At 64.9% G+C, this 22,282-nt stretch carries 20 protein-coding genes; 7 read left to right on the top strand and 13 right to left on the bottom strand.

Annotation, left to right across the window (positions count from 1 at the left end):
• Positions 1–275: 275 nt before the first annotated feature.
• Positions 276–785 carry a septal ring lytic transglycosylase RlpA family protein gene (locus tag ABID58_RS00190; RefSeq protein WP_148755133.1) on the bottom strand — a complete coding sequence of 170 codons (510 nt, stop codon included), beginning with the start codon at positions 783–785 and terminating at the stop codon, positions 276–278.
• A gap of 658 nt (positions 786–1,443) precedes the next feature.
• On the opposite strand from ABID58_RS00190, the gene ABID58_RS00185 reads away from it, so the two are divergent.
• The 6 genes from ABID58_RS00185 (at position 1,444) to ABID58_RS00160 (ending at position 8,401) form a co-directional block, all read left to right on the top strand.
• Entirely contained in the window at positions 1,444–2,004 is a 561-nt protein-coding gene (locus ABID58_RS00185) for a F0F1 ATP synthase subunit delta (RefSeq protein ID WP_354031115.1), read from the top strand.
• On the top strand, positions 2,004–3,533 hold the full coding sequence (atpA, locus tag ABID58_RS00180) for a F0F1 ATP synthase subunit alpha (protein ID WP_148755135.1): 1,530 nt from the start codon (positions 2,004–2,006) through the stop codon (positions 3,531–3,533). Before ABID58_RS00185 ends, atpA begins: the two co-directional genes overlap by 1 nt.
• A 176-nt stretch (positions 3,534–3,709) precedes the next feature.
• Positions 3,710–4,585, top strand: a complete 876-nt coding sequence (locus ABID58_RS00175) for a F0F1 ATP synthase subunit gamma (RefSeq protein ID WP_148755136.1) — start codon at positions 3,710–3,712, stop codon at positions 4,583–4,585.
• A gap of 52 nt (positions 4,586–4,637) precedes the next feature.
• Positions 4,638–6,080, top strand: coding sequence for a F0F1 ATP synthase subunit beta (gene atpD / locus ABID58_RS00170; protein WP_148755137.1), 1,443 nt, complete (start codon positions 4,638–4,640; stop codon positions 6,078–6,080).
• Positions 6,081–6,176: 96 nt separating this feature from the next.
• Entirely contained in the window at positions 6,177–6,584 is a 408-nt protein-coding gene (locus ABID58_RS00165; RefSeq protein ID WP_354031114.1) for a F0F1 ATP synthase subunit epsilon, read from the top strand.
• A 149-nt stretch (positions 6,585–6,733) separates the two neighbouring features.
• Positions 6,734–8,401: an adenylate/guanylate cyclase domain-containing protein gene (locus ABID58_RS00160; protein WP_354031113.1), complete on the top strand. Its 1,668-nt coding sequence runs from the start codon at positions 6,734–6,736 to the stop codon at positions 8,399–8,401.
• 13 nt (positions 8,402–8,414) lie between these two features.
• Here ABID58_RS00160 and ABID58_RS00155 read toward each other — a convergent pair whose 3' ends face one another.
• The 10 genes from ABID58_RS00155 to proB form a co-directional block, all read right to left on the bottom strand.
• A complete protein-coding gene (locus ABID58_RS00155; RefSeq protein ID WP_148755140.1) occupies positions 8,415–8,915 on the bottom strand; it encodes an RNA pyrophosphohydrolase in 501 nt (166 codons plus the stop codon).
• A gap of 63 nt (positions 8,916–8,978) precedes the next feature.
• Complete coding sequence (locus ABID58_RS00150; protein WP_354031653.1) at positions 8,979–9,485, bottom strand: RNA pyrophosphohydrolase; 507 nt, start codon at positions 9,483–9,485, stop codon at positions 8,979–8,981.
• Positions 9,486–9,549: 64 nt separating this feature from the next.
• Positions 9,550–10,770: a divergent polysaccharide deacetylase family protein gene (locus tag ABID58_RS00145; protein ID WP_354031112.1), complete on the bottom strand. Its 1,221-nt coding sequence runs from the start codon at positions 10,768–10,770 to the stop codon at positions 9,550–9,552.
• 144 nt (positions 10,771–10,914) lie between these two features.
• Positions 10,915–12,273, bottom strand: coding sequence for a S41 family peptidase (locus tag ABID58_RS00140; RefSeq protein WP_354031111.1), 1,359 nt, complete (start codon positions 12,271–12,273; stop codon positions 10,915–10,917).
• On the bottom strand, positions 12,270–13,625 hold the full coding sequence (locus ABID58_RS00135) for a murein hydrolase activator EnvC family protein (protein ID WP_354031110.1): 1,356 nt from the start codon (positions 13,623–13,625) through the stop codon (positions 12,270–12,272). The genes ABID58_RS00140 and ABID58_RS00135 overlap by 4 nt, the downstream gene beginning before the upstream one ends.
• Before the next feature lie 31 nt (positions 13,626–13,656).
• On the bottom strand, positions 13,657–14,139 hold the full coding sequence (gene rlmH, locus ABID58_RS00130; protein ID WP_354031109.1) for a 23S rRNA (pseudouridine(1915)-N(3))-methyltransferase RlmH: 483 nt from the start codon (positions 14,137–14,139) through the stop codon (positions 13,657–13,659).
• 104 nt (positions 14,140–14,243) lie between these two features.
• Positions 14,244–14,600: a ribosome silencing factor gene (gene rsfS / locus ABID58_RS00125; protein ID WP_148755145.1), complete on the bottom strand. Its 357-nt coding sequence runs from the start codon at positions 14,598–14,600 to the stop codon at positions 14,244–14,246.
• A 213-nt stretch (positions 14,601–14,813) separates the two neighbouring features.
• Entirely contained in the window at positions 14,814–15,458 is a 645-nt protein-coding gene (locus ABID58_RS00120; RefSeq protein ID WP_148755146.1) for a nicotinate-nucleotide adenylyltransferase, read from the bottom strand.
• Between the two features lie 23 nt (positions 15,459–15,481).
• Positions 15,482–16,777 (bottom strand): glutamate-5-semialdehyde dehydrogenase, encoded by a 1,296-nt coding sequence (locus ABID58_RS00115; protein ID WP_354031108.1) that lies wholly within the window; start codon positions 16,775–16,777, stop codon positions 15,482–15,484.
• A 216-nt stretch (positions 16,778–16,993) separates the two neighbouring features.
• Positions 16,994–18,115, bottom strand: a complete 1,122-nt coding sequence (gene proB / locus ABID58_RS00110; protein WP_354031107.1) for a glutamate 5-kinase — start codon at positions 18,113–18,115, stop codon at positions 16,994–16,996.
• Between the two features lie 199 nt (positions 18,116–18,314).
• Here proB and ABID58_RS00105 point away from each other — a divergent pair, with 199 nt between their 5' ends.
• A complete protein-coding gene (locus ABID58_RS00105; protein ID WP_354031106.1) occupies positions 18,315–19,280 on the top strand; it encodes a Bug family tripartite tricarboxylate transporter substrate binding protein in 966 nt (321 codons plus the stop codon).
• A gap of 136 nt (positions 19,281–19,416) precedes the next feature.
• Here ABID58_RS00105 and ABID58_RS00100 read toward each other — a convergent pair whose 3' ends face one another.
• Both ABID58_RS00100 and obgE read right to left on the bottom strand, forming a co-directional pair.
• Positions 19,417–21,051: an alkaline phosphatase family protein gene (locus ABID58_RS00100; protein WP_354031105.1), complete on the bottom strand. Its 1,635-nt coding sequence runs from the start codon at positions 21,049–21,051 to the stop codon at positions 19,417–19,419.
• A 71-nt stretch (positions 21,052–21,122) separates the two neighbouring features.
• Positions 21,123–22,163: a GTPase ObgE gene (gene obgE / locus ABID58_RS00095; RefSeq protein WP_148755150.1), complete on the bottom strand. Its 1,041-nt coding sequence runs from the start codon at positions 22,161–22,163 to the stop codon at positions 21,123–21,125.
• Positions 22,164–22,282: the final 119 nt, after the last annotated feature.

Genomic DNA, 22,282 nt, shown 5'->3' with positions numbered 1-22,282 from the left:
CTCTCGTGCCCCGGACGCGGCGCAGCGTCTCTTCGACGGTGCGCTGCAGAGCCGGGGGCCATGTCGCAAGGGAACTCGCGGCTTCTGGGTCCCGGCTCTGCGCCGCAACGCCAAGCGGCGTTGCAGCTTGTCCGGGACACGTGCGTCATGACAGCAAACAAAAAGCCCGCGGTCCCCCAAGACCACGGGCTTGTCTCACGCGCGCATCAAACTGCTCATGTCCATGCGGACGATGATGAAAACTGCGCGTGCGAGGTGAGGCGCTCAGCGCGCCGTTAGGAGACGACTTCCGCGGTGACGCGGCCGACGCCGGCACCGGTGAGGCCGATGGCGCGGGCAGCGCCGGTGGAGAGGTCGAGCACGCGGCCGCGCACGAACGGGCCACGGTCATTGATGGTGACGATGACGCTCGAGCCGCCATGGGTGACGCGCAGCTTGGTGCCGAACGGCAGCGAACGGTGCGCTGCGGTCATGGCGTTCTGGTTGAAGCGCTGGCCCGAGGCGGTGCGGCTGCCGGACTCGTTGCCGTAAAAGGACGCCATGCCCGAGAAGCTGCGGCCCGTGCCCGACGACGGCGTCATCGACGCACTGGCGTTGCGCCAATCGGAGGTCGCGTTGGTATCGTCCTGGGCGTGGTGGCGGTGTTGATGGTGAGAGTAGCTGTGGTGATGCCTGGATTTGGCGGAAGCTTCGGTGGCAGTTCCCCCGACGAGGAGAGTTGCGGCGGCGAAAGCGATCGCCGTAGGCGGCCGGGTCAGAGCGCCCAGCGTCTTCAAAGACAGCATTTAGTGGTCCCTACGCTAGTATTGCCACATATGTGGCCAGTGGAGCCCCCATCAGTTTGTGAGCGGGTTGGCGTTTCGATTCCTAATGAGGCATGAATTGGGCAGTAGTTCTGTTATGTGTCGTGATGAAATATCTTGTGACCCGCGCGGATATTCCCGGGGATGTTCCGTAATCTTTCGCTTTAACAATTTGTTAACCCAAGTATTACTTCAGAATACTGTAGATGGAAGTCGTCGGCTTCAACATTTAGAATTCGATAAGTATTCGACGGACGAGCGCGGCGCGGATCTGGTCACGCCTCAGCGAGCCGTGTTCATGGCCGCTATGCGCTGAGGGCAGGAACGAATGGGCCACTTGCCGACGTAACGGTCGTGGCAATTCCGTGGCATGGCAGGTTCACGGCAGGTTGCTGGCGGCCGGCGATCGATGACCGCAGCGTGCGACGAACTGGCGGGAAACTGCCGGGCCTTTAAGTTGCCGTCATGTTGCACGTGCGCGCCTGCTATGTTAGCAAAGCCGCGATTTTAACGGACCCGGCACGTCCCGTGTCGGCCGAGAATCAAAGTCCCGCTTGAATTCCAAGGGCTTGGATCGCTAGGCGCCGCTTCGTGGCGACGGTTTTTCCCTTGCGAATTTGACAGCTAAAAGAGCGCGTCTGTGGCTGCAGAAGATACGTCCGTTTCAGGTGTGTCGGGCCGTTATGCAACGGCCTTGTTTGAACTGGCCCGCGACCAGAAGGTGGTCGACGAGGTCAAGGCCGATCTCGAGCGGTTCGAGGGTCTGCTGAATGAAAGCGCCGATCTCAAGCGCCTCGTCCGCAGCCCTGTGTTCGCGGCCGATGCCCAGTCCAGGGCCCTTTCGGCCGTCCTGGACAAGGTAGGCATCGCCGGCATCTCCGCCAATTTCCTGAAAGTGCTGACCGCCAACCGCCGCCTGTTCGTGGTGGCTGACGTCATTCGCGCCTATCGCGCCCTTCTCGCCAAGTTCAAGGGCGAGGCGACCGCGGATGTCACCGTGGCGGAGGCGCTCTCGGACAAGAATCTCGACGCCCTCAAGGTCGCCCTGAAGTCGGTGACCGGCAAGGACGTCGCGCTCAACGTGAAGATCGATCCCTCGATCATCGGTGGCCTCGTCGTGAAGCTTGGCAGCCGCATGATCGATAGCTCGCTTCGCACCAAACTCAATTCGATCAAGCACGCGATGAAAGAGGCAGGCTGATGGACATCCGCGCCGCGGAAATTTCCGCGATCCTCAAGGACCAGATCAAGAATTTCGGCCAGGAAGCTGAAGTCTCCGAAGTCGGACAGGTGCTGTCCGTCGGCGACGGTATCGCTCGCGTCTACGGTCTGGACAACGTCCAGGCCGGTGAAATGGTCGAGTTCGAGAACGGCACCCGCGGCATGGCGCTGAACCTCGAGACCGACAATGTCGGCGTCGTTATTTTCGGTGCCGACCGCGAGATCAAGGAAGGCCAGACCGTCAAGCGTACCCGCGCCATCGTGGACGCGCCGGTCGGCAAGGGCCTGCTCGGCCGCGTTGTCGACGGCCTCGGCAATCCGATCGACGGCAAGGGCCCGATCCAGGCCGACAAGCGCATGCGCGTCGACGTCAAGGCGCCGGGCATCATTCCCCGCAAGTCGGTGAACGAGCCGATGGCGACCGGCCTCAAGGCGATCGATGCCCTGATCCCGATCGGCCGCGGCCAGCGCGAGCTGATCATCGGTGACCGTCAGACCGGCAAGACCGCGATCGCGCTCGACACCATCCTGAACCAGAAGCCGCTCAACGCGCAGCCCGACGAGAACATCAAGCTGTACTGCGTCTACGTCGCGATCGGTCAGAAGCGTTCCACCGTTGCCCAGTTCGTGAAGGTGCTGGAAGAGCAGGGCGCGCTCGAATACTCGATCATCGTCGCCGCCACCGCGTCGGATCCGGCGCCGATGCAGTACATCGCGCCATTCACCGGCTGCACCATGGGCGAGTACTTCCGCGACAACGGCATGCACGCCGTCATCATCTATGACGATCTGTCCAAGCAGGCCGTCGCTTACCGCCAGATGTCGCTGCTGCTGCGCCGCCCGCCGGGCCGCGAAGCTTATCCCGGCGACGTGTTCTATCTGCACTCCCGCCTGCTCGAGCGCGCGGCGAAGCTGAACAAGGACCAGGGCTCCGGCTCGCTGACGGCATTGCCGGTCATCGAAACCCAGGCCAACGACGTGTCGGCCTACATTCCGACCAACGTCATCTCGATCACCGACGGTCAGATCTTCCTGGAAACCGACCTGTTCTTCCAGGGCATCCGTCCCGCGGTGAACGTCGGTCTGTCGGTGTCGCGCGTCGGTTCTTCGGCGCAGACCAAGGCCACCAAGAAGGTCGCCGGCAAGATCAAGGGCGAGCTCGCGCAGTACCGCGAAATGGCGGCGTTCGCGCAGTTCGGCTCCGACCTCGATGCCTCGACCCAGCGCCTGCTCAATCGTGGCTCGCGCCTGACCGAACTCCTGAAGCAGCCGCAGTTCTCGCCGCTGAAGATGGAGGAGCAGGTCTGCGTGATCTGGGCCGGCACCAACGGCTATCTCGATCCGCTTCCGGTCAACAAGGTGCGCGCGTTCGAGGACGGTCTGCTGTCGCTGCTGCGCGGCAAGAACACCGAGATCCTCAATTCGATCCGCGACACCCGCGACCTCACCGACGACACCGCTGCCAAGCTGAAGTCGGTGGTCGAGGGCTACGCGAAGTCTTTCGCATAAGAACACCGTCACGGCCGGGCTAAAGCGCGAAGCGCGTCTTCGCAATTGATGTCCCGGCCATCCACGCCTAGCCGTGTGGAAGATGAGACGTGGATGCCCGGGACGAGCCCGGGCATGATGACTGGGATAGGCTCGTGGCTTGGCTGTAAGGGCCGAACCGCCGGGGTGAACGAAGAATGGCGTCACTTAAAGACATGCGCGTCCGCATCGCCTCCACCAAGGCGACGCAAAAGATCACCAAGGCCATGCAGATGGTCGCGGCGTCCAGGTTGCGCCGCGCCCAGCAAGCGGCCGAGGCGGCGAGGCCCTATGCCGACAAGATGAGCGCCGTGATCTCCAACATCGCCGGCGCCGCTGCAGGCTCGCCCGGTGCGCCGGCGCTGCTCGCCGGCACCGGCCGTGACCAGGTTCACCTGCTGCTGGTCTGCACCGGCGAGCGCGGCCTGTCCGGCGCCTTCAACTCCTCGATCGTGCGCCTCGCCCGCGAGCGCGCCCAGGCGCTGATTGCCCAGGGCAAGGAAGTCAAATTCTTCTGCGTCGGCCGCAAGGGCTACGAGCAGCTCCGCCGCCTCTACGACAAGCAGATCGTCGAGCACCTCGACCTGCGCGGCGTTCGTCAGCTCGGCTTCATCAACGCCGAGGACATCGCCAGGAAGGTGCTGGCCCGTTTCGACGCCGGCGAGTTCGACGTCTGCACGCTGTTCTACGCGCAGTTCAAGTCGGTGATTGCCCAGATCCCGACCGCGCAGCAGATCATTCCGCTGGTGGTCGAGGAAAAAGCGGCGAACGCGCCGACCACATCCTATGAATACGAGCCGGAGGAGGACGAGCTCCTCTCCGGCCTGTTGCCGCGCAACATCGCGGTGCAGATCTTCCGCGCGCTCCTGGAAAACAACGCCTCGTTCTACGGCGCGCAGATGAGCTCGATGGACAACGCCACCCGCAACGCGGGTGAAATGATTCGCAAGCAAACCCAGATCTACAACCGAACCCGTCAAGCCCAGATCACCAAGGAGCTGATCGAGATCATCTCCGGCGCCGAGGCGGTCTGACGCACGAACCAAACGACGGTCGTTCAAGTACAGAATTTCGAAGGAGAGCTTCATGGCTACAGCAGCTAACCAGGTCGGTCGCGTCACCCAGGTCATGGGCGCCGTCGTCGACGTTCAGTTCGAAGGCCACCTGCCGGCCATTCTCAATTCGCTGGAAACCAAGAACGGCAACATCCGCCTCGTGCTGGAAGTTGCTCAGCATCTCGGTGAGTCCACCGTGCGTACGATCGCGATGGACGTGACCGAAGGTCTGGTGCGCGGCCAGGCAGTGACCGACACCGGCCAGCCGATCGCGGTTCCGGTGGGCGACGGCACCCTCGGCCGCATCATGAACGTCATCGGCGAGCCGATCGACGAAGCCGGTCCGATCAAGTTCGAGGGCAAGCGCGCCATCCATCAGGAAGCGCCGAGCTACACCGACCAGTCGACCGAAGCTGAAATTCTCGTCACCGGCATCAAGGTCGTCGACTTGCTCGCGCCCTACGCCAAGGGCGGCAAGATCGGCCTGTTCGGCGGCGCCGGCGTCGGCAAGACCGTGCTGATTCAGGAGCTGATCAACAACGTCGCGAAGGCGCACGGCGGTTATTCCGTGTTCGCCGGCGTCGGCGAGCGTACCCGCGAGGGCAACGACCTCTATCACGAATTCATCGAGTCCAAGGTCAACGCCGATCCGCACAATCCGGATCCAAGCGTGAAATCGAAGTGCGCGCTGGTGTTCGGCCAGATGAACGAGCCGCCCGGCGCCCGCGCCCGCGTCGGCCTCACCGGTCTGACCGTCGCCGAGCACTTCCGCGACCAGGGCCAGGACGTGCTGTTCTTCGTCGACAACATCTTCCGCTTCACGCAGGCCGGCTCGGAAGTGTCGGCGCTGCTCGGCCGCATCCCGTCGGCGGTGGGTTATCAGCCGACGCTCGCCACCGACATGGGCGCGCTGCAGGAGCGCATCACCACCACGCAGAAGGGCTCGATCACCTCGGTGCAGGCCATTTACGTTCCGGCCGACGACTTGACCGATCCGGCGCCCGCGACCTCGTTCGCGCATTTGGACGCCACCACGGTGTTGAACCGCGCGATCTCGGAAAAGGGCATTTATCCGGCGGTGGATCCGCTCGACTCGACCTCGCGCATGCTCTCGCCGCTCGTCGTCGGGCAGGAGCACTACGACACCGCGCGTCAGGTCCAGCAAGTGCTGCAGCGCTACAAGTCGCTCCAGGACATCATCGCCATTCTCGGCATGGACGAGCTTTCGGAAGAGGACAAGCTGACGGTGGCCCGCGCCCGCAAGATCGAGCGCTTCCTGTCGCAGCCATTCCACGTCGCCGAAATCTTCACCGGCTCGCCAGGCAAGTTCGTCGACCTCGCGGACACCATCAAGGGCTTCCGCGGCCTCTGCGAAGGCAAATATGACCACCTGCCGGAAGCCGCCTTCTACATGGTCGGCACCATCGAAGAGGCGATCGAGAAGGGTAAGAAGCTGGCGGCCGAGGCCGCCTAAGCTGGCGAATAGCGAATAGGGAGTGGCGAGTAGAATCTATTCGCCATTCGCTACTCGCCACTCGCCTGGTCGCTACTCACCATTCGCAGGTAACCCATGGCCACCTTCCACTTCGATCTCGTCTCTCCGGAAAAGCTCGCATTCTCGGGCGAGGTCGATCAGGTCGACATTCCCGGCGCCGAGGGTGATTTCGGCGTGCTGGCGGGTCATGCGCCGGTCGTGGCTGCGATCCGCCCCGGCATCCTCACCATCACCACCGGCGGCCGGCACGAGAAGATCATCGTGCTCGGCGGCCTCGCCGAAGTCTCCGAGAAGGGCCTGACCGTGCTCGCCGACGTCGCGACGTCGCTGGCCGAGCTCGACCGCGCCAAGTTCGCCGAGACCATCTCGGACATGGAAGAGGGCCTCAAGGAGCACGAAGGCACCGAGCTCGATCAGGCCATCGAGCGGCTCGATCACTACAAGAGCATCCAGCAGCAGCTCAGCTCCACGGCTATGCACTAAGCCCCGGCGCACTGCGTCGGGGCTCAAGCCTAGAATTCCTGAAAAAGTTCAGCGCTCGTCACAGCCGTGGCGGGCGCTGAAACTTTGTTGCACCGCGCCGCCGATAGCGGCATTCTGCCGCCGCGGATGAGGTTCCAGGGCTGGTGCAGATGAAGCGCAAGATCGCGGCGATTTTCGCGGCCGATATTGCCGGCTACTCAAGGCTGGTTGCGGAAGACGAGGAGGAGACGCTGCGGCGCCTGGCCTCCTACCGCGAAGTCATCGACGATTTTATCGCAAAGGCAAACGGCCGCATCTTCAACACCGCCGGCGATGCCGTGCTCGCGGAGTTTCCGAGCGCGGTCGATGCGGTGCGCTGCGCGATCGACATTCAGGAAAGCTTGCGAACCCGCAACATGGCCTATCCGCCGAGCCGGCAGATGTCGTTCCGCATCGGCATCACCATCGGCGACGTGGTCGAGCGCGACGGCGATCTTCTCGGCGATGGCGTCAACATCGCAGCCCGGCTCGAGGGGCTGGCGGAGGTCGGCGGCATCTGCGTCTCCCGTGCCGTGCATGAGCAGGTCGCCAACAAGCTGTCGGTGCAGTTCGCCGATATCGGCGCCCAGGAAGTGAAGAACATCCCGACGCCCGTGCACGCCTATATGATCGCGATGCGGCGCGAGGACGGGACCTATGCGACGCCGCAGCTGAAGAAGGTCGCCAAGGCGCAGCCCGCGCCGAACTGGATGTGGCCGCTGGTGGTTGGCGTGGTCTCCGTCGTCGCCATCGGCGTCGGCGGCTTCCTCTATTTCACCAAGCTCGAGACCACCCAGCTGTCATCGACTGCGGCTGCGCCTTCGCCGAGCCCGGCCGCTGCGCTATCCCCAAGCCCGACGCCCACGATGGCGACGAAGGCGCCGATGCCCTCGCCTATGCCGACGTCAACACCGACACAAACGGCTGCTCTGACGCCGCCGCCGGCACCGACGCCCTCGCCGCCGGCCGCATCGGGCGGCAAGATCGTCGTGGACGCGGTGCCGTACATCGGCGAGCGCCAGCGCGCCTATCTCAGCAACGAATATTCCGCGGCCGGCGATTACAAGGCCTTCGCCCTGAACATCGGCGGCTTCAACGGCTCCGCGCTCAACCAGCCGAACGAGGAGACCGCGCGCAATGCGGCGCTCGACCAGTGCCAGAAGCGCGCGGACGCGGCGCAATCGCCGCGGCGCTGCGAGCTCTATGCGGTCGGCAACAAGGTCGTCTACAGCCATGGCAGCCCGCCGATGCCGCCGCAGCCCTGGGTGCGGCACGACACCATGACCGAGCGCCCGTTCGTCTCGAAAGACTTTCCGATGCTGCGTGATCAGGCCAGGACCCGGGTCGAGAACATCTACGCTCCGGCGGCAAAATCGCGCTCGGTCGCGCTCGGCCCGGCCGGGCAATATTTCATGGTGCTGGGAGCGGCATCGGTCGACGAGACGACGCGGCGTTCGCTGGAGTCCTGCGGCGCGATTGCGGGCTCGGCCTGCATGATCGTGGCGGTCGACGACAATTTCGTTGTGCCGATCCCGACTTTGCTCAAGCCCAACGGCTTCTTCCACGCCCCGACCAATCCCTCGATCGTGGCCGATGCGCGCGACGAGGTCGTGCGCAAGCTTGGCGATGGCATGGGCTGGAACGCGGTCGCCGTCGGCACCGCCGGCCGTCCCGGCCTCGGCCTGAAGGCCGCCGACGAGCAGACCGCCGTCAACGGCGCGCTGGCCGACTGCGTCAAGCACGACAGCGACTGCCACGTCATCGCGATCGGCCCGTTTACGGTCGGGCCGACCAACTAGTGCGAACGCGATTTCAGCTTGCGAAGGGCGAGAACTGCTGCGCTACCGCGCGGTAGACCTCGCGGCGGAACGGCACCACGACGTCGGCGACGCGGTCGAGCCGCTCCCAGCGCCATGCGTCGAACTCCGCGGGCTGGCCGTTGCGTGGCGTCAGCGGATCGATCTCGTCATCCTTGCCGGTGAAGCGCAGCGCGAACCACTTCTGGCGCTGACCGCGAAATTTTGCCAGCCGATGCGTCTGCGGTCCGTCGTAGGGCGGGAATTCGTAGGTGAGCCAGTCGGTCTCGCCGAGATAGTCGGCGCTGACGACGCTGGTCTCCTCCCAGAGCTCGCGCATGGCGGCATCGCGCAAGACCTCGCCCTCGTCGACGCCGCCTTGCGGCATCTGCCAGTCGAGCCCCGGCAAAATGATCTCGGGGCCGTCGCCCTTGAAGCGGTGCCCGATCAGCACACGGCCGTCGGCGTGGAACAGCGCGATCCCGACATTGGGACGGTAGGGTTTTTCGTTCGTCACGCGTGGATCTCTCGTTGTCAGCCCAGCCGGTGCCTTAGCACCAAAGCCGGATGACAATTCGATTTAGTCATCCGCCAGTGCGGAAAATTCCTTCACCACGCGCTCGTAGACCGGGCGCTTGAACGGGATGATCAGCCCGGTCAGGTTCTTCATCGGCTCCCAGCGCCAGCTGACGAATTCGGCCTTGTGGCCGCCGCCGCCGGGCTTCTCGACGTTGATCTCGCTGTCCTTGCCGGTGAAGCGCACCGCAAACCATTTCTGGCGCTGACCGCGGTAGCGTCCCTTCCAGGCGCGCCCTGCCACCGTGCGCGGGATGTCGTAAATCAGCCAGTCCGGAACCTCGCCGAGCCGCTCGATCGAGTGCACGCTGGTCTCTTCATAGAGCTCGCGTTTCGCGGCATCCCAGGTGTCCTCGCCGGGATCGACGCCGCCCTGCGGCATCTGCCAGACATGGCCGTCGTCGACCTGCTCGAGACCGCCGGCACGACGACCGATGAACACCAGGCCCTTCGCATTGATCAGCATCACCCCGACGCAGGTTCGGTAGGGCAGATCCTCATAACGCGCCATGCCGCCAAACCCCTCGCGTACTGCCGGCAGGGCCATCGGGCCCGTGCCGTACCAATTGTTTGATTTAGCTGGATTTTGATTTCAGCATCGCGGTTGTCAATGGCACCAAAAGGATACCTCGGTCGCTCAATGTCTTGATCCAGGCGCCGACCCGCTCGATCGAGACGGGCAGCGCCGAGGCGGTGCCGACGGCAACGCCGCGTTCCCGTGCGGTCGCTTCCAGCTTGTTCAGGGCGCGGTCGATCTCGGTCGGGGTCGGCACCGCGTCGAGCGCGATGTCGCCCTTGCCGAACGGCACGGCGAGGCTTCCTGCGGCCTGCGGCGCGATGCTGCGGGGCGAGGAACCGTCGTCGAAGAAGCCGAGCCCGCGTTTGGAGGCCTCGCGGATGATCGGCTGCATCGCCGCATCGGTCGCCACGAAGCGGGCGCCCATGAAATTGGTGATGCCGGCATAGCCCTGCATCCGGCTGAGGTGCCAGTACAGGCGGTCGGTGTTCTGGTCGGCGGTCAGCGAGGTCAAGAGCGTTTGCGGCCCCGGATCGTTGTCCGGGAAGTCATAGGGCTCCATCGGGATCTGGAGGAAGATCTCGTGGCGCTGGGCGCGGGCGCGCTCGGCGAGCTTGCCGGGGTCGGCGCCGTAGGGCGTGAAGGCCAGCGTCACGGCGCCCGGCAGCTTCATGATCGCATCGGTGGTCTTGGCGGCGCCGACGCCGAGGCCGCCGATCACGATCGCCACCACCGGCATTTTCGCGGCCTTGGCGCGGTCGGCCTCGGCGGCGTAGACATTGAACGGCTTGAGATCGCCTGAGACCGCGGGGATCATGCCGTAGCGGGATTTCTCCAGCAGTTTGGGGTCGATCCCGGCCATGACGGCCGGCACTGCTGCGGCTGCCTCGCCCTTGTCGGCGGCGTCGCCGGCGCCGATCACCACGTCGTGGCGCGCGCCGGTGGAGCCGTCGATCATGGTGACGGTCTTCTGCTCGCCGGAGGCAGCCTCTTTCGGCGCCTCCTTAGTCGCGTGCTTGCTCTCTTGAGCGTGCTCCTCGCCGTGGCCGGCGGCGGGCTTCTCGTCTGTGGCTTTGGGATCGCGAATCGCGAGCCGCGTCATCGGTTCGCCGCCGAGCGGGTCCTTGTTGAAGATGGCGAAGCCGGCAAAGGCGACCAGGAACAGGCCGAGCATCATGGCCAGCGCCTGCAGGACCGTGAACGGCAGCCGCAGCCGCCGTTTTCGGCGCGGCTTGTCCTGTCCGAGCGGGGCGCTCAGATCATCGGCCGTTTCAGTCATGCGAGATCCCGAATCACTCCACCGACGATACCACGCCGAGGTCAAGCGGCGGCAGGCCGGGATAGGCCGGGGACGTCAGGAGTTCCACGCAAAAAGGGCGGCTCCTAAGAGCCGCCCTTTTCCGTAGATTGCTGAGCTTGCGACTTAGTTCGCCGCTTTGGGCTTATCGGCTGCCGCCTTGTCGGTGGTGCCGGGCGTCGGCGCCGCGGAGGCGCTGTTCTTGATGCCGTGGAGCAGATCGTCGGCGAGCTTGAGCGCCTTGTCGTCCTTGGCATCCGGCGGGACGTAGGACTGCGAGCCGGTCTTCTCGTCGCCGTCGTTCTTGAGATGGCCGCGCAGCGAAGCCTCGCCCTTGGTGTCGGTGCGCGACTTCAGCTCGTCCGGCACGTCCTGGAGCACTTCGATGTCGGGCACGATGCCCTTGGCCTGGATCGACTTGCCCGACGGCGTGTAGTAGCGCGCGGTGGTGAGGCGCAGCGCGCCGTTGCCCGAGCCGAGCGGGATGATGGTCTGCACCGAGCCCTTGCCGAACGAGCGCGTGCCGACGATGGTCGCACGCTTGTGGTCCTGCAGCGCGCCGGCGACGATCTCGGACGCCGAGGCTGAGCCGCCGTTGACGAGCACGATGACCGGCTTGCCCTTGGTGAGGTCGCCCGCGTGCGCGGTGCGGCGCTGGGTCTCCTCGGCGTTGCGGCCGCGGGTCGACACGATCTCGCCCTTCTCCAGGAACGAGTCGGAGACGGTGACGGCCTCCTCGAGCAGGCCGCCCGGATTGTTGCGGAGGTCGATGACGTAGCCCTTGAGCTTGTCGCCGATCTGGGTCGAGAGGTTGGCGACCTCCCTCTTCAGGCCTTCGGTGGTCTGCTCGTTGAAGGTGGTGATGCGGATATAGGCGATGTCGTCAGCCTCGACGCGCGCGCGCACCGAACGGACGCGGATGTTGTCGCGCACCAGCGTGACGTCGATCGGATTGTCCTGGCCCTTGCGGATGATCTTGAGCTTGATCTTGGTGTTGACGGGGCCGCGCATCTTCTCGACCGCCTGGTTCAGGGTCAGGCCCTGCACCGCTTCATCGTCGAGATTGGTGATGATGTCGTTGGCCATGACACCGGCGCGCGAGGCGGGCGTGTCGTCGATCGGCGAGACCACCTTGATAAGGCCGTCCTCCATGGTGACCTCGATGCCGAGGCCGCCGAACTCGCCGCGGGTCTGCACCTGCATGTCGCGGAAGCTCTTGGCGTCCATGTAGCTCGAATGCGGATCGAGGCCGGTGAGCATGCCGCTGATCGCTGATTCGATCAGCTTGGTGTCGTCGGGCTTCTCGACATAGTCGGAGCGCACGCGCTCGAAGACGTCGCCGAACAGATTGAGCTGGCGATAGGTGTCGGCGGTCGCGGCTCGCGCGCTGGAGCCCATGAACACCGCGCGCGGCTGGGTCACGAACAGCGTCAGCGCCGCACCGGTCGCAGCGCTGAGGAGGATAACTGAAGTCTTGCGCATCATCCGCGAACCTTCTCGCCTTCATTTGCGGCCCACCATGGGCCTGGATCGATTGGAGTGCCGTCTTTGCGGAACTCGACATACAGCACAGGTTGACTCGCGTTCGTGGCGAGAATGGAGGCGACTTGAGATGTCGACCCCATGGTCGCGACCGGCTCCCCCGTGAGCACAAATTGTCCGATGTTGACCGAAATGCGCTCCATCCCGGCGATCAGGACATGATACCCGCCCCCGGCATTGAGGATCAAGAGTTGTCCATAGCTGCGGAACGGGCCAGCATACACCACCCAGCCGTCGCACGGCGTCGTGACCTGCGAACCGGGCTTGGTTGCCAGCGAAATGCCCTTCTGGAGCCCACCGAGCCCGTCGGAACCGCCAAAGTCCCTGATCTTGTTACCGTTAACCGGCAACGGCAGGAGTCCCTTGGCTGAGGCGAACAGGATGGCCGGGCTGGTCCGGGAGCGGTCCTTGAACGCGGCCGGGCCGGGTTTGGCGTTGGCGGCCGCGTTTGCCGCTTCCTTGGCCTCGGCCTGCTTTGCGGCCTCGGCCGCCTTCTCGGCCGCCTTGGCTGCGCTTTGCAGGTCCTGCTCCATCTTGGCGATCAGCCCCTGCAGATCGCCGACCTGCTTTGACAGCGTGATGGCGCGCGAATTCTCGGCGTCGAGGTCCTTTTCGCGCGAGGACTGCTGGCGCTGCCGTTCGTCGACCAGGGCGGCGAGCCGGGTCTGGTCGCTGCGGATCCTGTCGCGGTCGGAGGCGAGCTGGTCGCGTTCGCTAGCGATGCTCTTGCGCAAGGTCACGAGCTCGCCGAGCTCGCCTGCGATCTTCTCGGCGCGGCCGCGCAATTCCGGCACGACGGCGCCGAGCAGCATCGCGGTGCGCAGCGATTGCAGCGCATCTTCGGGCCGCACCAGCAGCGCGGGCGGGGTGCGCCGTCCGGCGCGCTGCAGGGCCGCCAGCACCTCGACGATGTCGGCGCGGCGTGAATCGAGCGAGGTGCGGGCCTGCTGCTCGCGGCCGTTCAGCGTCTTCAGCCGCGCCTCGGCCTCGTCGATCTTGGTCTCGACGGTTCGGACATTGGCGGCAGTGTCGATCAATTGCTGATTGAGCTGGGTGCGGTCCTGGCCGAGCGAGGTGATCTCGGCCTTCAGCTTGGCCTGCGCCTCCTCCGCACTCTTCTTGCTTGCGCGCGCGGCTTCCAGCTCCTGCTCGCGCTGCTTGATGGCGTCGGGCGAGATGGCCGCGGTCTGTGGCGCCGATGCCGCCGTCTGAGCTTGCGCGAGGCTTTCTTCAGCGAAGAGGCTTGCGCCGGCGCAGCTCGCAATCAGCAGCAAATTGAGGATCGGCGCTCGCATCTTGTCGGCAAGGTGCTCGTTGTGGCGCGAATCACGCGCGATGATAGGGATGGCCGGCCAGAATGGTGGCGGCCCGATACAGCTGTTCCAGAAGCATGACGCGGACCATCTGATGCGGCCAGGTCGCAGAGCCGAACGCGATCGCGAGCTTGGCCTTACGGCGCAATTCGGGCGAAAGTCCGTCCGCCCCTCCGATCACGAAGATAGTATGACCGGCGCCCTCGTCGCGCCAGCGCCCGAGATGCCGTGCGAATACGGTGGAATCGAGGTTTTGTCCGCGCTCGTCCAGCGCCACCAGGATCGACTTTTCGGGAATATGCGCGGCGATCGCCGCGGCCTCCTCAGCCATTCGCGTCGCGGTGTCGCGTGCGCGGCTCTCAGGAATTTCGTGGATGGTGAGCTCGCGAAATCCGAGCTTGCGGCCGGCCTCGTCGAACCGCTCGAAATAGCGGTCGGCAAGCTCCCGTTCGGGGCCCTGCTTCAGCCGGCCCACCGCAATGACAGCAACACGCATGAGGTTTCAGAGTCGTGTTTTCGGACCGCGCGCAATCCGCGCGCGCACGACGCTAGCATGCGCGTCAGCCGATTCGAAATCGGCCAGTCGCCTCTAAGATCGCGTCAGATCGCTTTCGCCGCCCCTGGGCCCTGCGTGTACAATCTCTCGAGATTGTAGAACTCACGGACCTCGGGTCTGAACACGTGCACGATCACATCGCCGGAATCGATCAGCACCCAGTCGCAATTGGGCAAGCCCTCGACGTGGATGTTCTTGATGCCGGTTTCCTTGAGGCTCTTTGCGACGTTCTCCGCGATCGCGCCAACGTGCCGGTTCACGCGGCCGGTGGTGACGATCATGTAGTCGGAGTATGCCGATTTGCCGCGAAGGTCGATGGTGACCGTCTCTTCCGCCTTCATGTCGTCGAGGCGGGAGAGGATCAGGTTCAGCGTCTTGTCGGCGTCGGGTTGCGCCTTCAAGGCTGCAGCTTTTGTCGATGTTTTACGCGTCGGTTTCGTAGCCTTGGGTAAAACAGACTTCGTTGAAGCTGACTTGGACAATACAGACGTGGCCAGGGACCATTCCTTTCACTGTATCGCGAGGGCCGAATCCGCCCCTCACGGGTTACACTACATCATGTGGGGTTAAGGGTTTCAATATGCCAGAGAGCCCTCAATCCCGCACACTCTGTCTCACTTCGTACCTTTCCAGCTCCCGTCCGGGTTCCGTAAGCCCGTCGAGGAGAGGTTGAGCTTCAATCCGGTCAGGAAGACCCAGGCCGGCGCCGGCTGGTCCGCAAGTAATGCTGCCTTAGTCTCGGGCAGGCGATAGCGCGCGAGCGCCTGGGCCGCGGGCGAGGCAAGGGCACGAAAACTCTGCGGCGGGCGATCGATGACCGCCATCGGCACCTGATCGGCGATGCGCCGCCAGTGCTGCCAACGATGGAATTGAGCGAGGTTATCGGCGCCCATAATCCAGACAAAGCGCAAGCCACTGAGACGGCGGCGCAAGGTGTTGATCGTGTCGATAGTATAGCGGGTGCGAATGACGGATTCGAGACAGCTGACCTCGATCCTGGAATCGTTGGCGACATCGCGCGCCGCCTGCATGCGCGCGCCGAGCTCATGCAGATTGCCGTTCTCCTTCAGCGGATTCCCCGGCGTCACCAGCCACCACACGCGGTCGAGCTGAAGGCGCTTCAGCGCGAACTGGCTGATCGCGCGGTGGGCCTGGTGCGGCGGATTGAACGAGCCGCCGAGCAGGCCGATGCGCATGCCTTCGGTGTAGGGCGGTATGGCCTGCGCGAAGAAACGTGGCGCGACGAAATTGTTATTCAATGCCCCACGCCTCGCGCCATGCCTTACGGCCGCGTCTGCCCTGTGCCGTGAACGCGATACTTGAAGCTGGTCAACTGCTCGGCACCAACAGGACCACGGGCATGGAAGCGGCCGGTGGCGATGCCGATCTCGGCACCGAAGCCGAACTCACCGCCATCGGCGAACTGCGTCGAGGCGTTGTGCAGCACGATTGCGGAATCGACCTCGCTGAGGAATTTCTTCGCAGCCAAATCATTCTCGCTCACGATCGCATCGGTGTGATGCGAGCCGTGATCCTGGATGTGCGCGATTGCGCCGTCGACGCCGTCGACCACCTTTGCTGCGATGATCGCGTCAAGATATTCGGTGTCCCAATCGTCTTCACTGGCAGGTTTTACGCGCGCGTCGGTCTTCTGCACGGCGTCGTCGCCGCGCACCTCGCAGCCGGCCTCGAGCAGCATCTCGACCAGCGGCTTCAGGCTCTTCGCAGCCGCTGCGCGATCGACCAGCAGCGTTTCGGCGGCGCCGCAGACGCCGGTGCGGCGCATCTTGGCATTGAGGACGATCGACTTCGCCATGGTGAGATCGGCGCTGCCATCGATGTAAACGTGATTGACGCCTTCAAGATGCGCGAACACCGGCACGCGCGCTTCCTGCTCGACGCGCGCGACGAGGCTCTTGCCGCCGCGCGGCACGATCACGTCGACGGAGCCGTTGAGGCCCGACAGCATCATGCCGACCGCCGCGCGGTCGCGCGTCGGCACCAGCGTGATCGCAGCTTCAGGCAGGCCCGCTTTACGCAGGCCCTGCACCAGGCATTCATGGATGGCACGGCAGGAGCGGAAACTGTCGGAGCCGCCACGCAGGATCACGGCATTGCCGGACTTGAGGCACAGGACGCCGGCGTCCGCGGCAACGTTCGGCCGGCTCTCGAAAATCACGCCGACGACACCGAGCGGCACGCGCACGCGCTCGATGGTCATGCCGTTCGGCCGCTGCCAGCTCTCGGTGACGATGCCGACGGGATCGGCGATCCCGCGCACGACCGCGATGCCTTCGGCCATGCCTTCGACACGCGCCGGCGTCAGCGTCAGGCGGTCGATGAAGGAGGAGGTGGCGTTGCCGGAGGCGCGCGCCTCGGCGACGTCCTCGGCATTGGCGGCGAGAATCGCTGCAGCATTGCTGCGGATCGCCCGCTCCATGGCCTCCAGCGCCCGGTTCTTCTGCTCCGGCGGCGCCAGCGCCAGCACGCGCGCGGCGGCGCGGGCTTTGGCTGCGAGATCGGACATCAGCGCCTGAAGATCGGCATTGCCGTCAACGGCTTTGAGGGGGGCGGCCATCGGGAATTCAACCTTCTGCTAAGGCAGTGTCCTAGCACGGAAATCCCGCTTTTGCGAAGGGTCGGGCGGGTATGGCAGGGCTTCGGTCGGTGGGTTCGGGCTCGGCCACTGGCCCAGCCCGACGTCATGGCCGGGCCTGACGCGGCCATCCACGTCTTTGCTGGCCCCGAAAGAACGTGGATGCCCGGGACAAGCCCGGGCATGACGGCAAGGCCCTTATCCCCCCACCACCAGATCGTCGCGGTGGATCATCTCTGACCGCCCGCTGCTGCCGAGGATGGTCATCACGTCCGGCGAGGAGCGGCCCTTGATCCGCTCGGCGACCTCGGCGTCATAGGCGATCAGGCCGCGGCCGACCTCGCTGGCGTCGGGGCCGCGGACAATCACGGCGTCGCCGCGGGCGAACTGGCCCTCGACCTTGATCACGCCGGCCGGCAGCAGGCTTGCGCCGGCGCGCAGCGCCGTCACCGCACCGGCGTCGATGGTCAGCGTGCCCTTCGGCTCCAGCGTGCCCGCGATCCAGCGTTTTCGCGAGGTGATGGGATTGGCAGGCGTCAGGAACCAGGTGCAGCGGCCGCCATTGGCGATCGACTGCAGCGGATGCTCGATCTTGCCGGACGCAATCAGCATGTGCGTGCCGCCGGTGGTGGCGATCTTGGCCGCCTCGACCTTGGTGCGCATGCCGCCGCGCGACAGCTCGGACTCGGCGTCTCCGGCCACCGCCTCGATCTCGGAGGAGATGCTGTCGACGACAGGAATGAGCTTGGCGTTGGGATTGTTCTTCGGCGGGGCGTCGTAGAGCCCGTCGATGTCGGACAGCAGCACCAGCAGATCGGCGCTCGCCATGGTGGCGACGCGCGCGGCGAGGCGGTCATTGTCGCCGTAGCGGATCTCGTTGGTCGCGACAGTGTCGTTCTCGTTGATCACTGGGATCGCGCGCCACTCCAGAAGCTTGCCGATGGTGGAGCGGGCGTTGAGATAACGGCGGCGCTCCTCGGTGTCCTGCAGCGTCACCAGAATCTGTCCGGCGCCGATGCCATGCGCGCCAAGCACCTCCGACCAGATTCGCGCCAGCGCGATCTGGCCGACGGCGGCGGCAGCCTGGCTCTCCTCCAGCTTCAGCGGCCCGCGCGGCAGTTTGAGCCGGCTGCGGCCGAGTGCGATCGAGCCCGAGGACACCACGAGGACGTCGCGCCCTTCCTGGTGCAGCTTGGCCATGTCGTCGGCGAGTGCGGCGAGCCACGATGCCCGCACCTCGCCCCGGTCGGAATCGACCAGCAGTGCGGAGCCGACCTTGACGACGATGCGGCGGAATTGACTGAGCTCGGGGCTGGCCATGTCTGTAGGTGCTGGCGCGTGTGACGAATTGCTCTGGAAACGGCGGCGCGGAGAACGGCGCCGGTTAAGGCCTGCTTTTGCAGCAGGACGATGGCCGGCGCAAGGCGGGCGGGATCGTAAACGGCGAAGGTCGGCCTTGTCTTGCCGGCCAGCCCGGTTCTAATGCCGCCAACCAATAGCGGGCTGGACGAGGAAACCAATGGATCGCCGCAAATTCATGGCCGGATGTCTCGGGTTGCCGCTGCTGTCGCAGGTGGTTGGGGCAAAAGCGCAGGCCGGGCTGAGCAAGGTCATCTTCCCGTTCGCGGCGGGGGCGGGCGGCGACACGCTGTGTCGGCTGATCGCGCAGGAGATGGCGCCGGTGCTGCAACGGACCATCGTGGTCGAGAACCGTACCGGCGGTGACGGTCTGATCGGTATCAAGGCGGTGAAAGGTGCAAGCCCCGACGGCAGCATGGTGCTGGTGACGACGGGGCCGACCATGTACCTGCTGCCGATGGTGGAGACGGCACCGAGCTTCGATACGGCGAAGGATTTCATGCCGGTCTCCCTGCTTGCGCGGTTCGAGTTCGCCGTCGTGATCGGTCCGGGGATCGATGCCTCGGATTTCAAGGGATTCGTCGCGTGGCTGAAGGCACATCCCGACAAGACGTCGTTCGGGGTGCCGAGCAACGGCACCATTCCGCATTTCATGGGCTCCAAGCTCGAGAAGGATCTCGGCATTCCGCTGACGCGCGTGCCGTATCGTGGCAGCGCGCCGATCCTCAACGACATCATCGGCGGCCACATTTCGTTTGGGATCACCACGCTGGCGGATGCGCTGCCGCAGCATCGCGCCAAGGGCGTGACCATCATTGCGGTCTCGAGCGCGGAGCGGTCGCCGTTCGCGCCCGAGGTTCCGACGCTGAAGGCGAGCGGCATCGATCTCGTTGCGGATGCCTGGTACGGCATGTGGCTCCCCGCCGGCAGTCCGCCGGAGTTTGCGAGCAAGCTCGGCGCGGCCGCAAGCGCCGCGCTCGCCAAGCCCGAGGTGAGGGAGAAACTGACGGCGATCGGCCTGATCCCGGTCGGCAGCACCGCGGATGGACTGACCCGGGAGCTCGCAGCGAACACGGCGTTCTGGCAGCCGATCGTGAAGGCGACGGGGTACAAGATCGAGAATTAGGCTCGGCTCGTGCCAAACACTCCGTCGTCATGCCCGGGCTTGTCCCGGGCATCCACGTCTTGCGTCAGGCTCGGCTACGCGTGGATGGCCGGGTCAAGCCCGGCCATGACGAGTTGAGAGAGCTTTGCTCCCTCACTTATAACTTCGCGCGCTGTGCGATGCCGTCCTTGATCGACGCAAGCTCGGCCTCATCCCAGACGCCGATCAGAATCCCGCCCTTCATCTGGAGCTGGCTGTCGGCATAGTTCGCGATCTTCTCGCGCGGCGTGGTGATGTGGTCGTTGGGATGCAGCGCCCAGTCGAACAGCTCGGCCTGTAACCGCGCGATGACGCCGGCACACTCCGGATCGTCGCCGCGATCCAAGAACTCGTCCGGATCGGTTTCGAGGTCGTACAGCATCGGGCGGAAGCCGGAGGCGTGGATGTATTTCCAGCGGCCGTCGAACACCATGAACAGCCGGCAGCGCTCGATCGGCTGGTTCAGCTTCAGCCGCACATCCTGCATGGCGTAGTCATATTCGGAGAACGCCACCTTGCGCCAGTCGGACGGCGTCGGGCCGCGCAGCAGCGGCAGCAGCGAACGTCCTTCGAGGATGTGTCCCGGCACCTTGCCGCCGAAATAATCGACGAAAGTCGGCGCGAGATCGATGCCCTCCACCAGCGCATCGCAGCGTGTGCCGCGCGTGGCGTCGGCCTCCTTCGATGGGTCGATGATGATCAGCGGGATCTTTGCCGACTGCTCGTGGAACAGATCCTTCTCGCCCATCCAGTGATCGCCGAGATAGTCGCCGTGATCGGAGGTGAACACGATCATGGTTGTTTCCGTGAGGCCGCGTTCCTCCAGGAACTTCATCAGCACGCCCATCTGGTCGTCGATCTGGGTAATCAGGCCCATATAGGTCGGGATCACCTTCTCGCGGGCATCGTCGCGCGCCATGTTGCGGGAGTAGCGCATGTCCATGTAGGCGCCGAACACCGGATGCGGATTTTGCCGCTCGCGCTCGGAGCGGATCGCGGGGATCATGTCATCAGCCGAATACATGCTCGCGTAAGGCTCTGGCGCGATGTAGGGCCAGTGCGGCTTGATGTAGGACAGATGCAGGCACCACGGCCGGCCGTCGGTCTCGGCCTCGCCGATGAAGTCCATCGCGCGGCGCGTCATGTAGGGCGTCTCGGAATGCTCGTCCGGCACGCGCGCGGCCTTGTCGGCGTGCACCAGCAGCCAGCCGTTCTGCAACGAGCCGTCTTCCGCTGCGCCTGAATTGGCCCAATGCTCCCACGGGTTGGTGGCTTCAAAACCTTGGCTGCGCAGATACTCGTCGTATTTCGGCCTTGGCCGGCCCGTCGGGTGCAGGCCGTCGTCACGCTCATAAGGCTCGAAGCCGCACTCGGCGACGTGCACGCCGATCATCGATTCCGGCGGGATGCCGAGCGCCTTCATGCCTTCGAGGTCGGGTGCCATGTGAGTCTTGCCGACCAGCACGTTGCGCACGCCGATTTTCTTGAGGTGATCGCCGAGCGTGGGCTCACCGACGCGCAGCGGCCAGCCGTTCCAGTGCGAGCCGTGCGAGCGCATGTAGCGGCCGGTGTAGAACGACATTCGCGACGGGCCGCAGATCGGCGACTGCACATAGGCTTTGCTGAACAACACGCCACGCTTGGCCAAGGCGTCGATGTTCGGCGTTTTCAGCGCGGGGTGGCCGGTGCAGCCGAGATAATCATAGCGAAGCTGGTCGCACATGATCCAGAGAACGTTTTTTGCGCGCGGCATGCGTCAGCCCCGGTCGTTTCTTGATTGTTCGATGCTGCGCTATCGCGCTAGCGAAGACAAGCGGGCGGCCCTTACGCCGACCACGGCTCCGCTTCGGCCGCGCTCTTCGCCTTGGCCGACACCGGGGCCTCGCCGATCACATCGACGAGTGCGCGGAGCGCTTCCTTGACACCGTCGCCGGTGATCCCTGAGAGCAGCAGCGGCGTCTTCTTGGCGGCGCGCTTCAGCCGTTCCTTCTGCTTCTTCAGCTCGTCCGGCTCGACCGCGTCGATCTTGTTCAGCGCGACGATCTCGATCTTGTCGGTGAGCAGCCCGCCATAGGCGTCGAGCTCCTTGCGCACCGTCTTGTAGGCCTTGCCGGCATGCTCGCAGGTGGCGTCGATCAGATGCAGCAGCACGCGGCAGCGCTCGACGTGGCCGAGGAAGCGGTCGCCGAGGCCGGTGCCTTCGTGCGCGCCTTCGATCAGGCCGGGAATGTCGGCGAGCACGAATTCGCGGCCGTCGGCGTTCACGACGCCAAGCTGCGGATGCAGCGTGGTGAAGGGATAGTCGGCGATCTTCGGCTTGGCTGCGCTGACCTTGGAGAGGAAGGTCGACTTGCCGGCATTGGGCATGCCGACCAGACCGGCATCGGCGATCAGCTTCAGCCGCAGCCAGATCCAGCGCTCTTCGCCGGGCTGGCCGGGATTGGCGTTGCGCGGCGCGCGGTTGGTCGAGGACTTGAAATGCGCGTTGCCGAAGCCGCCATTGCCGCCCTCGGCGAGCACGAATTTCTCGCCGAGATTGGTGAAGTCGTGGATCAGCGTCTCGCGATCTTCGTCGAAGATCTGCGTGCCCATGGGAACCCTGAGCACGATCGCCTTGCCGTTGGCGCCGTGGCGGTCAGAGCCTGCGCCGTTCTCGCCCTTCTGGGCCTTGAAATGCTGCTGGTAGCGGTAATCGATCAGCGTGTTGAGGCCGTCGGCGACTTCGAGGATGACACTGCCGCCGCGGCCGCCATTGCCGCCCGACGGGCCGCCGAATTCGATGAACTTCTCGCGGCGGAACGCCACGCAGCCGTTGCCGCCGTCACCGGAGCGGATATAGACCTTTGCTTCGTCGAGGAATTTCATGGGCCATAGGTAGGCCAGCCGGTCCCGCGCGGCAACCCGGAGTTACCCGCAAATCGGCCGAATTTCGGCGATTTTCGCCCCGTGCTTAACCAACCGGCCGGCGGCGGATCAGGGAGCGC

It is taken from the genome of Bradyrhizobium sp. S3.2.6, assembly GCF_040546885.1.
Classification (GTDB): domain Bacteria; phylum Pseudomonadota; class Alphaproteobacteria; order Rhizobiales; family Xanthobacteraceae; genus Bradyrhizobium; species Bradyrhizobium cytisi.
This window is presented reverse-complemented; position numbering and strand designations above follow the sequence as displayed.

Excerpts from the sequence above, each read along its gene's own strand:
- ABID58_RS00140 (WP_354031111.1), bottom strand. The coding sequence starts at position 12,273 with ATGATGCGCAAGACTTCAGTTATCCTCCTCAGCGCTGCGACCGGTGCG.
- obgE (WP_148755150.1), bottom strand. The coding sequence starts at position 22,163 with ATGAAATTCCTCGACGAAGCAAAGGTCTATATCCGCTCCGGTGACGGC.
- ABID58_RS00175 (WP_148755136.1), top strand. The coding sequence starts at position 3,710 with ATGGCGTCACTTAAAGACATGCGCGTCCGCATCGCCTCCACCAAGGCG.
- ABID58_RS00160 (WP_354031113.1), top strand. The coding sequence starts at position 6,734 with ATGAAGCGCAAGATCGCGGCGATTTTCGCGGCCGATATTGCCGGCTAC.
- ABID58_RS00105 (WP_354031106.1), top strand. The coding sequence starts at position 18,315 with ATGGATCGCCGCAAATTCATGGCCGGATGTCTCGGGTTGCCGCTGCTG.
- ABID58_RS00100 (WP_354031105.1), bottom strand. The coding sequence starts at position 21,051 with ATGCCGCGCGCAAAAAACGTTCTCTGGATCATGTGCGACCAGCTTCGC.
- ABID58_RS00165 (WP_354031114.1), top strand. The coding sequence starts at position 6,177 with ATGGCCACCTTCCACTTCGATCTCGTCTCTCCGGAAAAGCTCGCATTC.
- rlmH (WP_354031109.1), bottom strand. The coding sequence starts at position 14,139 with ATGCGTGTTGCTGTCATTGCGGTGGGCCGGCTGAAGCAGGGCCCCGAA.
- ABID58_RS00115 (WP_354031108.1), bottom strand. The coding sequence starts at position 16,777 with ATGGCCGCCCCCCTCAAAGCCGTTGACGGCAATGCCGATCTTCAGGCG.
- atpA (WP_148755135.1), top strand. The coding sequence starts at position 2,004 with ATGGACATCCGCGCCGCGGAAATTTCCGCGATCCTCAAGGACCAGATC.
- atpD (WP_148755137.1), top strand. The coding sequence starts at position 4,638 with ATGGCTACAGCAGCTAACCAGGTCGGTCGCGTCACCCAGGTCATGGGC.
- proB (WP_354031107.1), bottom strand. The coding sequence starts at position 18,115 with ATGGCCAGCCCCGAGCTCAGTCAATTCCGCCGCATCGTCGTCAAGGTC.
- ABID58_RS00150 (WP_354031653.1), bottom strand. The coding sequence starts at position 9,485 with ATGGCGCGTTATGAGGATCTGCCCTACCGAACCTGCGTCGGGGTGATG.
- ABID58_RS00190 (WP_148755133.1), bottom strand. The coding sequence starts at position 785 with ATGCTGTCTTTGAAGACGCTGGGCGCTCTGACCCGGCCGCCTACGGCG.
- ABID58_RS00145 (WP_354031112.1), bottom strand. The coding sequence starts at position 10,770 with ATGACTGAAACGGCCGATGATCTGAGCGCCCCGCTCGGACAGGACAAG.
- ABID58_RS00135 (WP_354031110.1), bottom strand. The coding sequence starts at position 13,625 with ATGCGAGCGCCGATCCTCAATTTGCTGCTGATTGCGAGCTGCGCCGGC.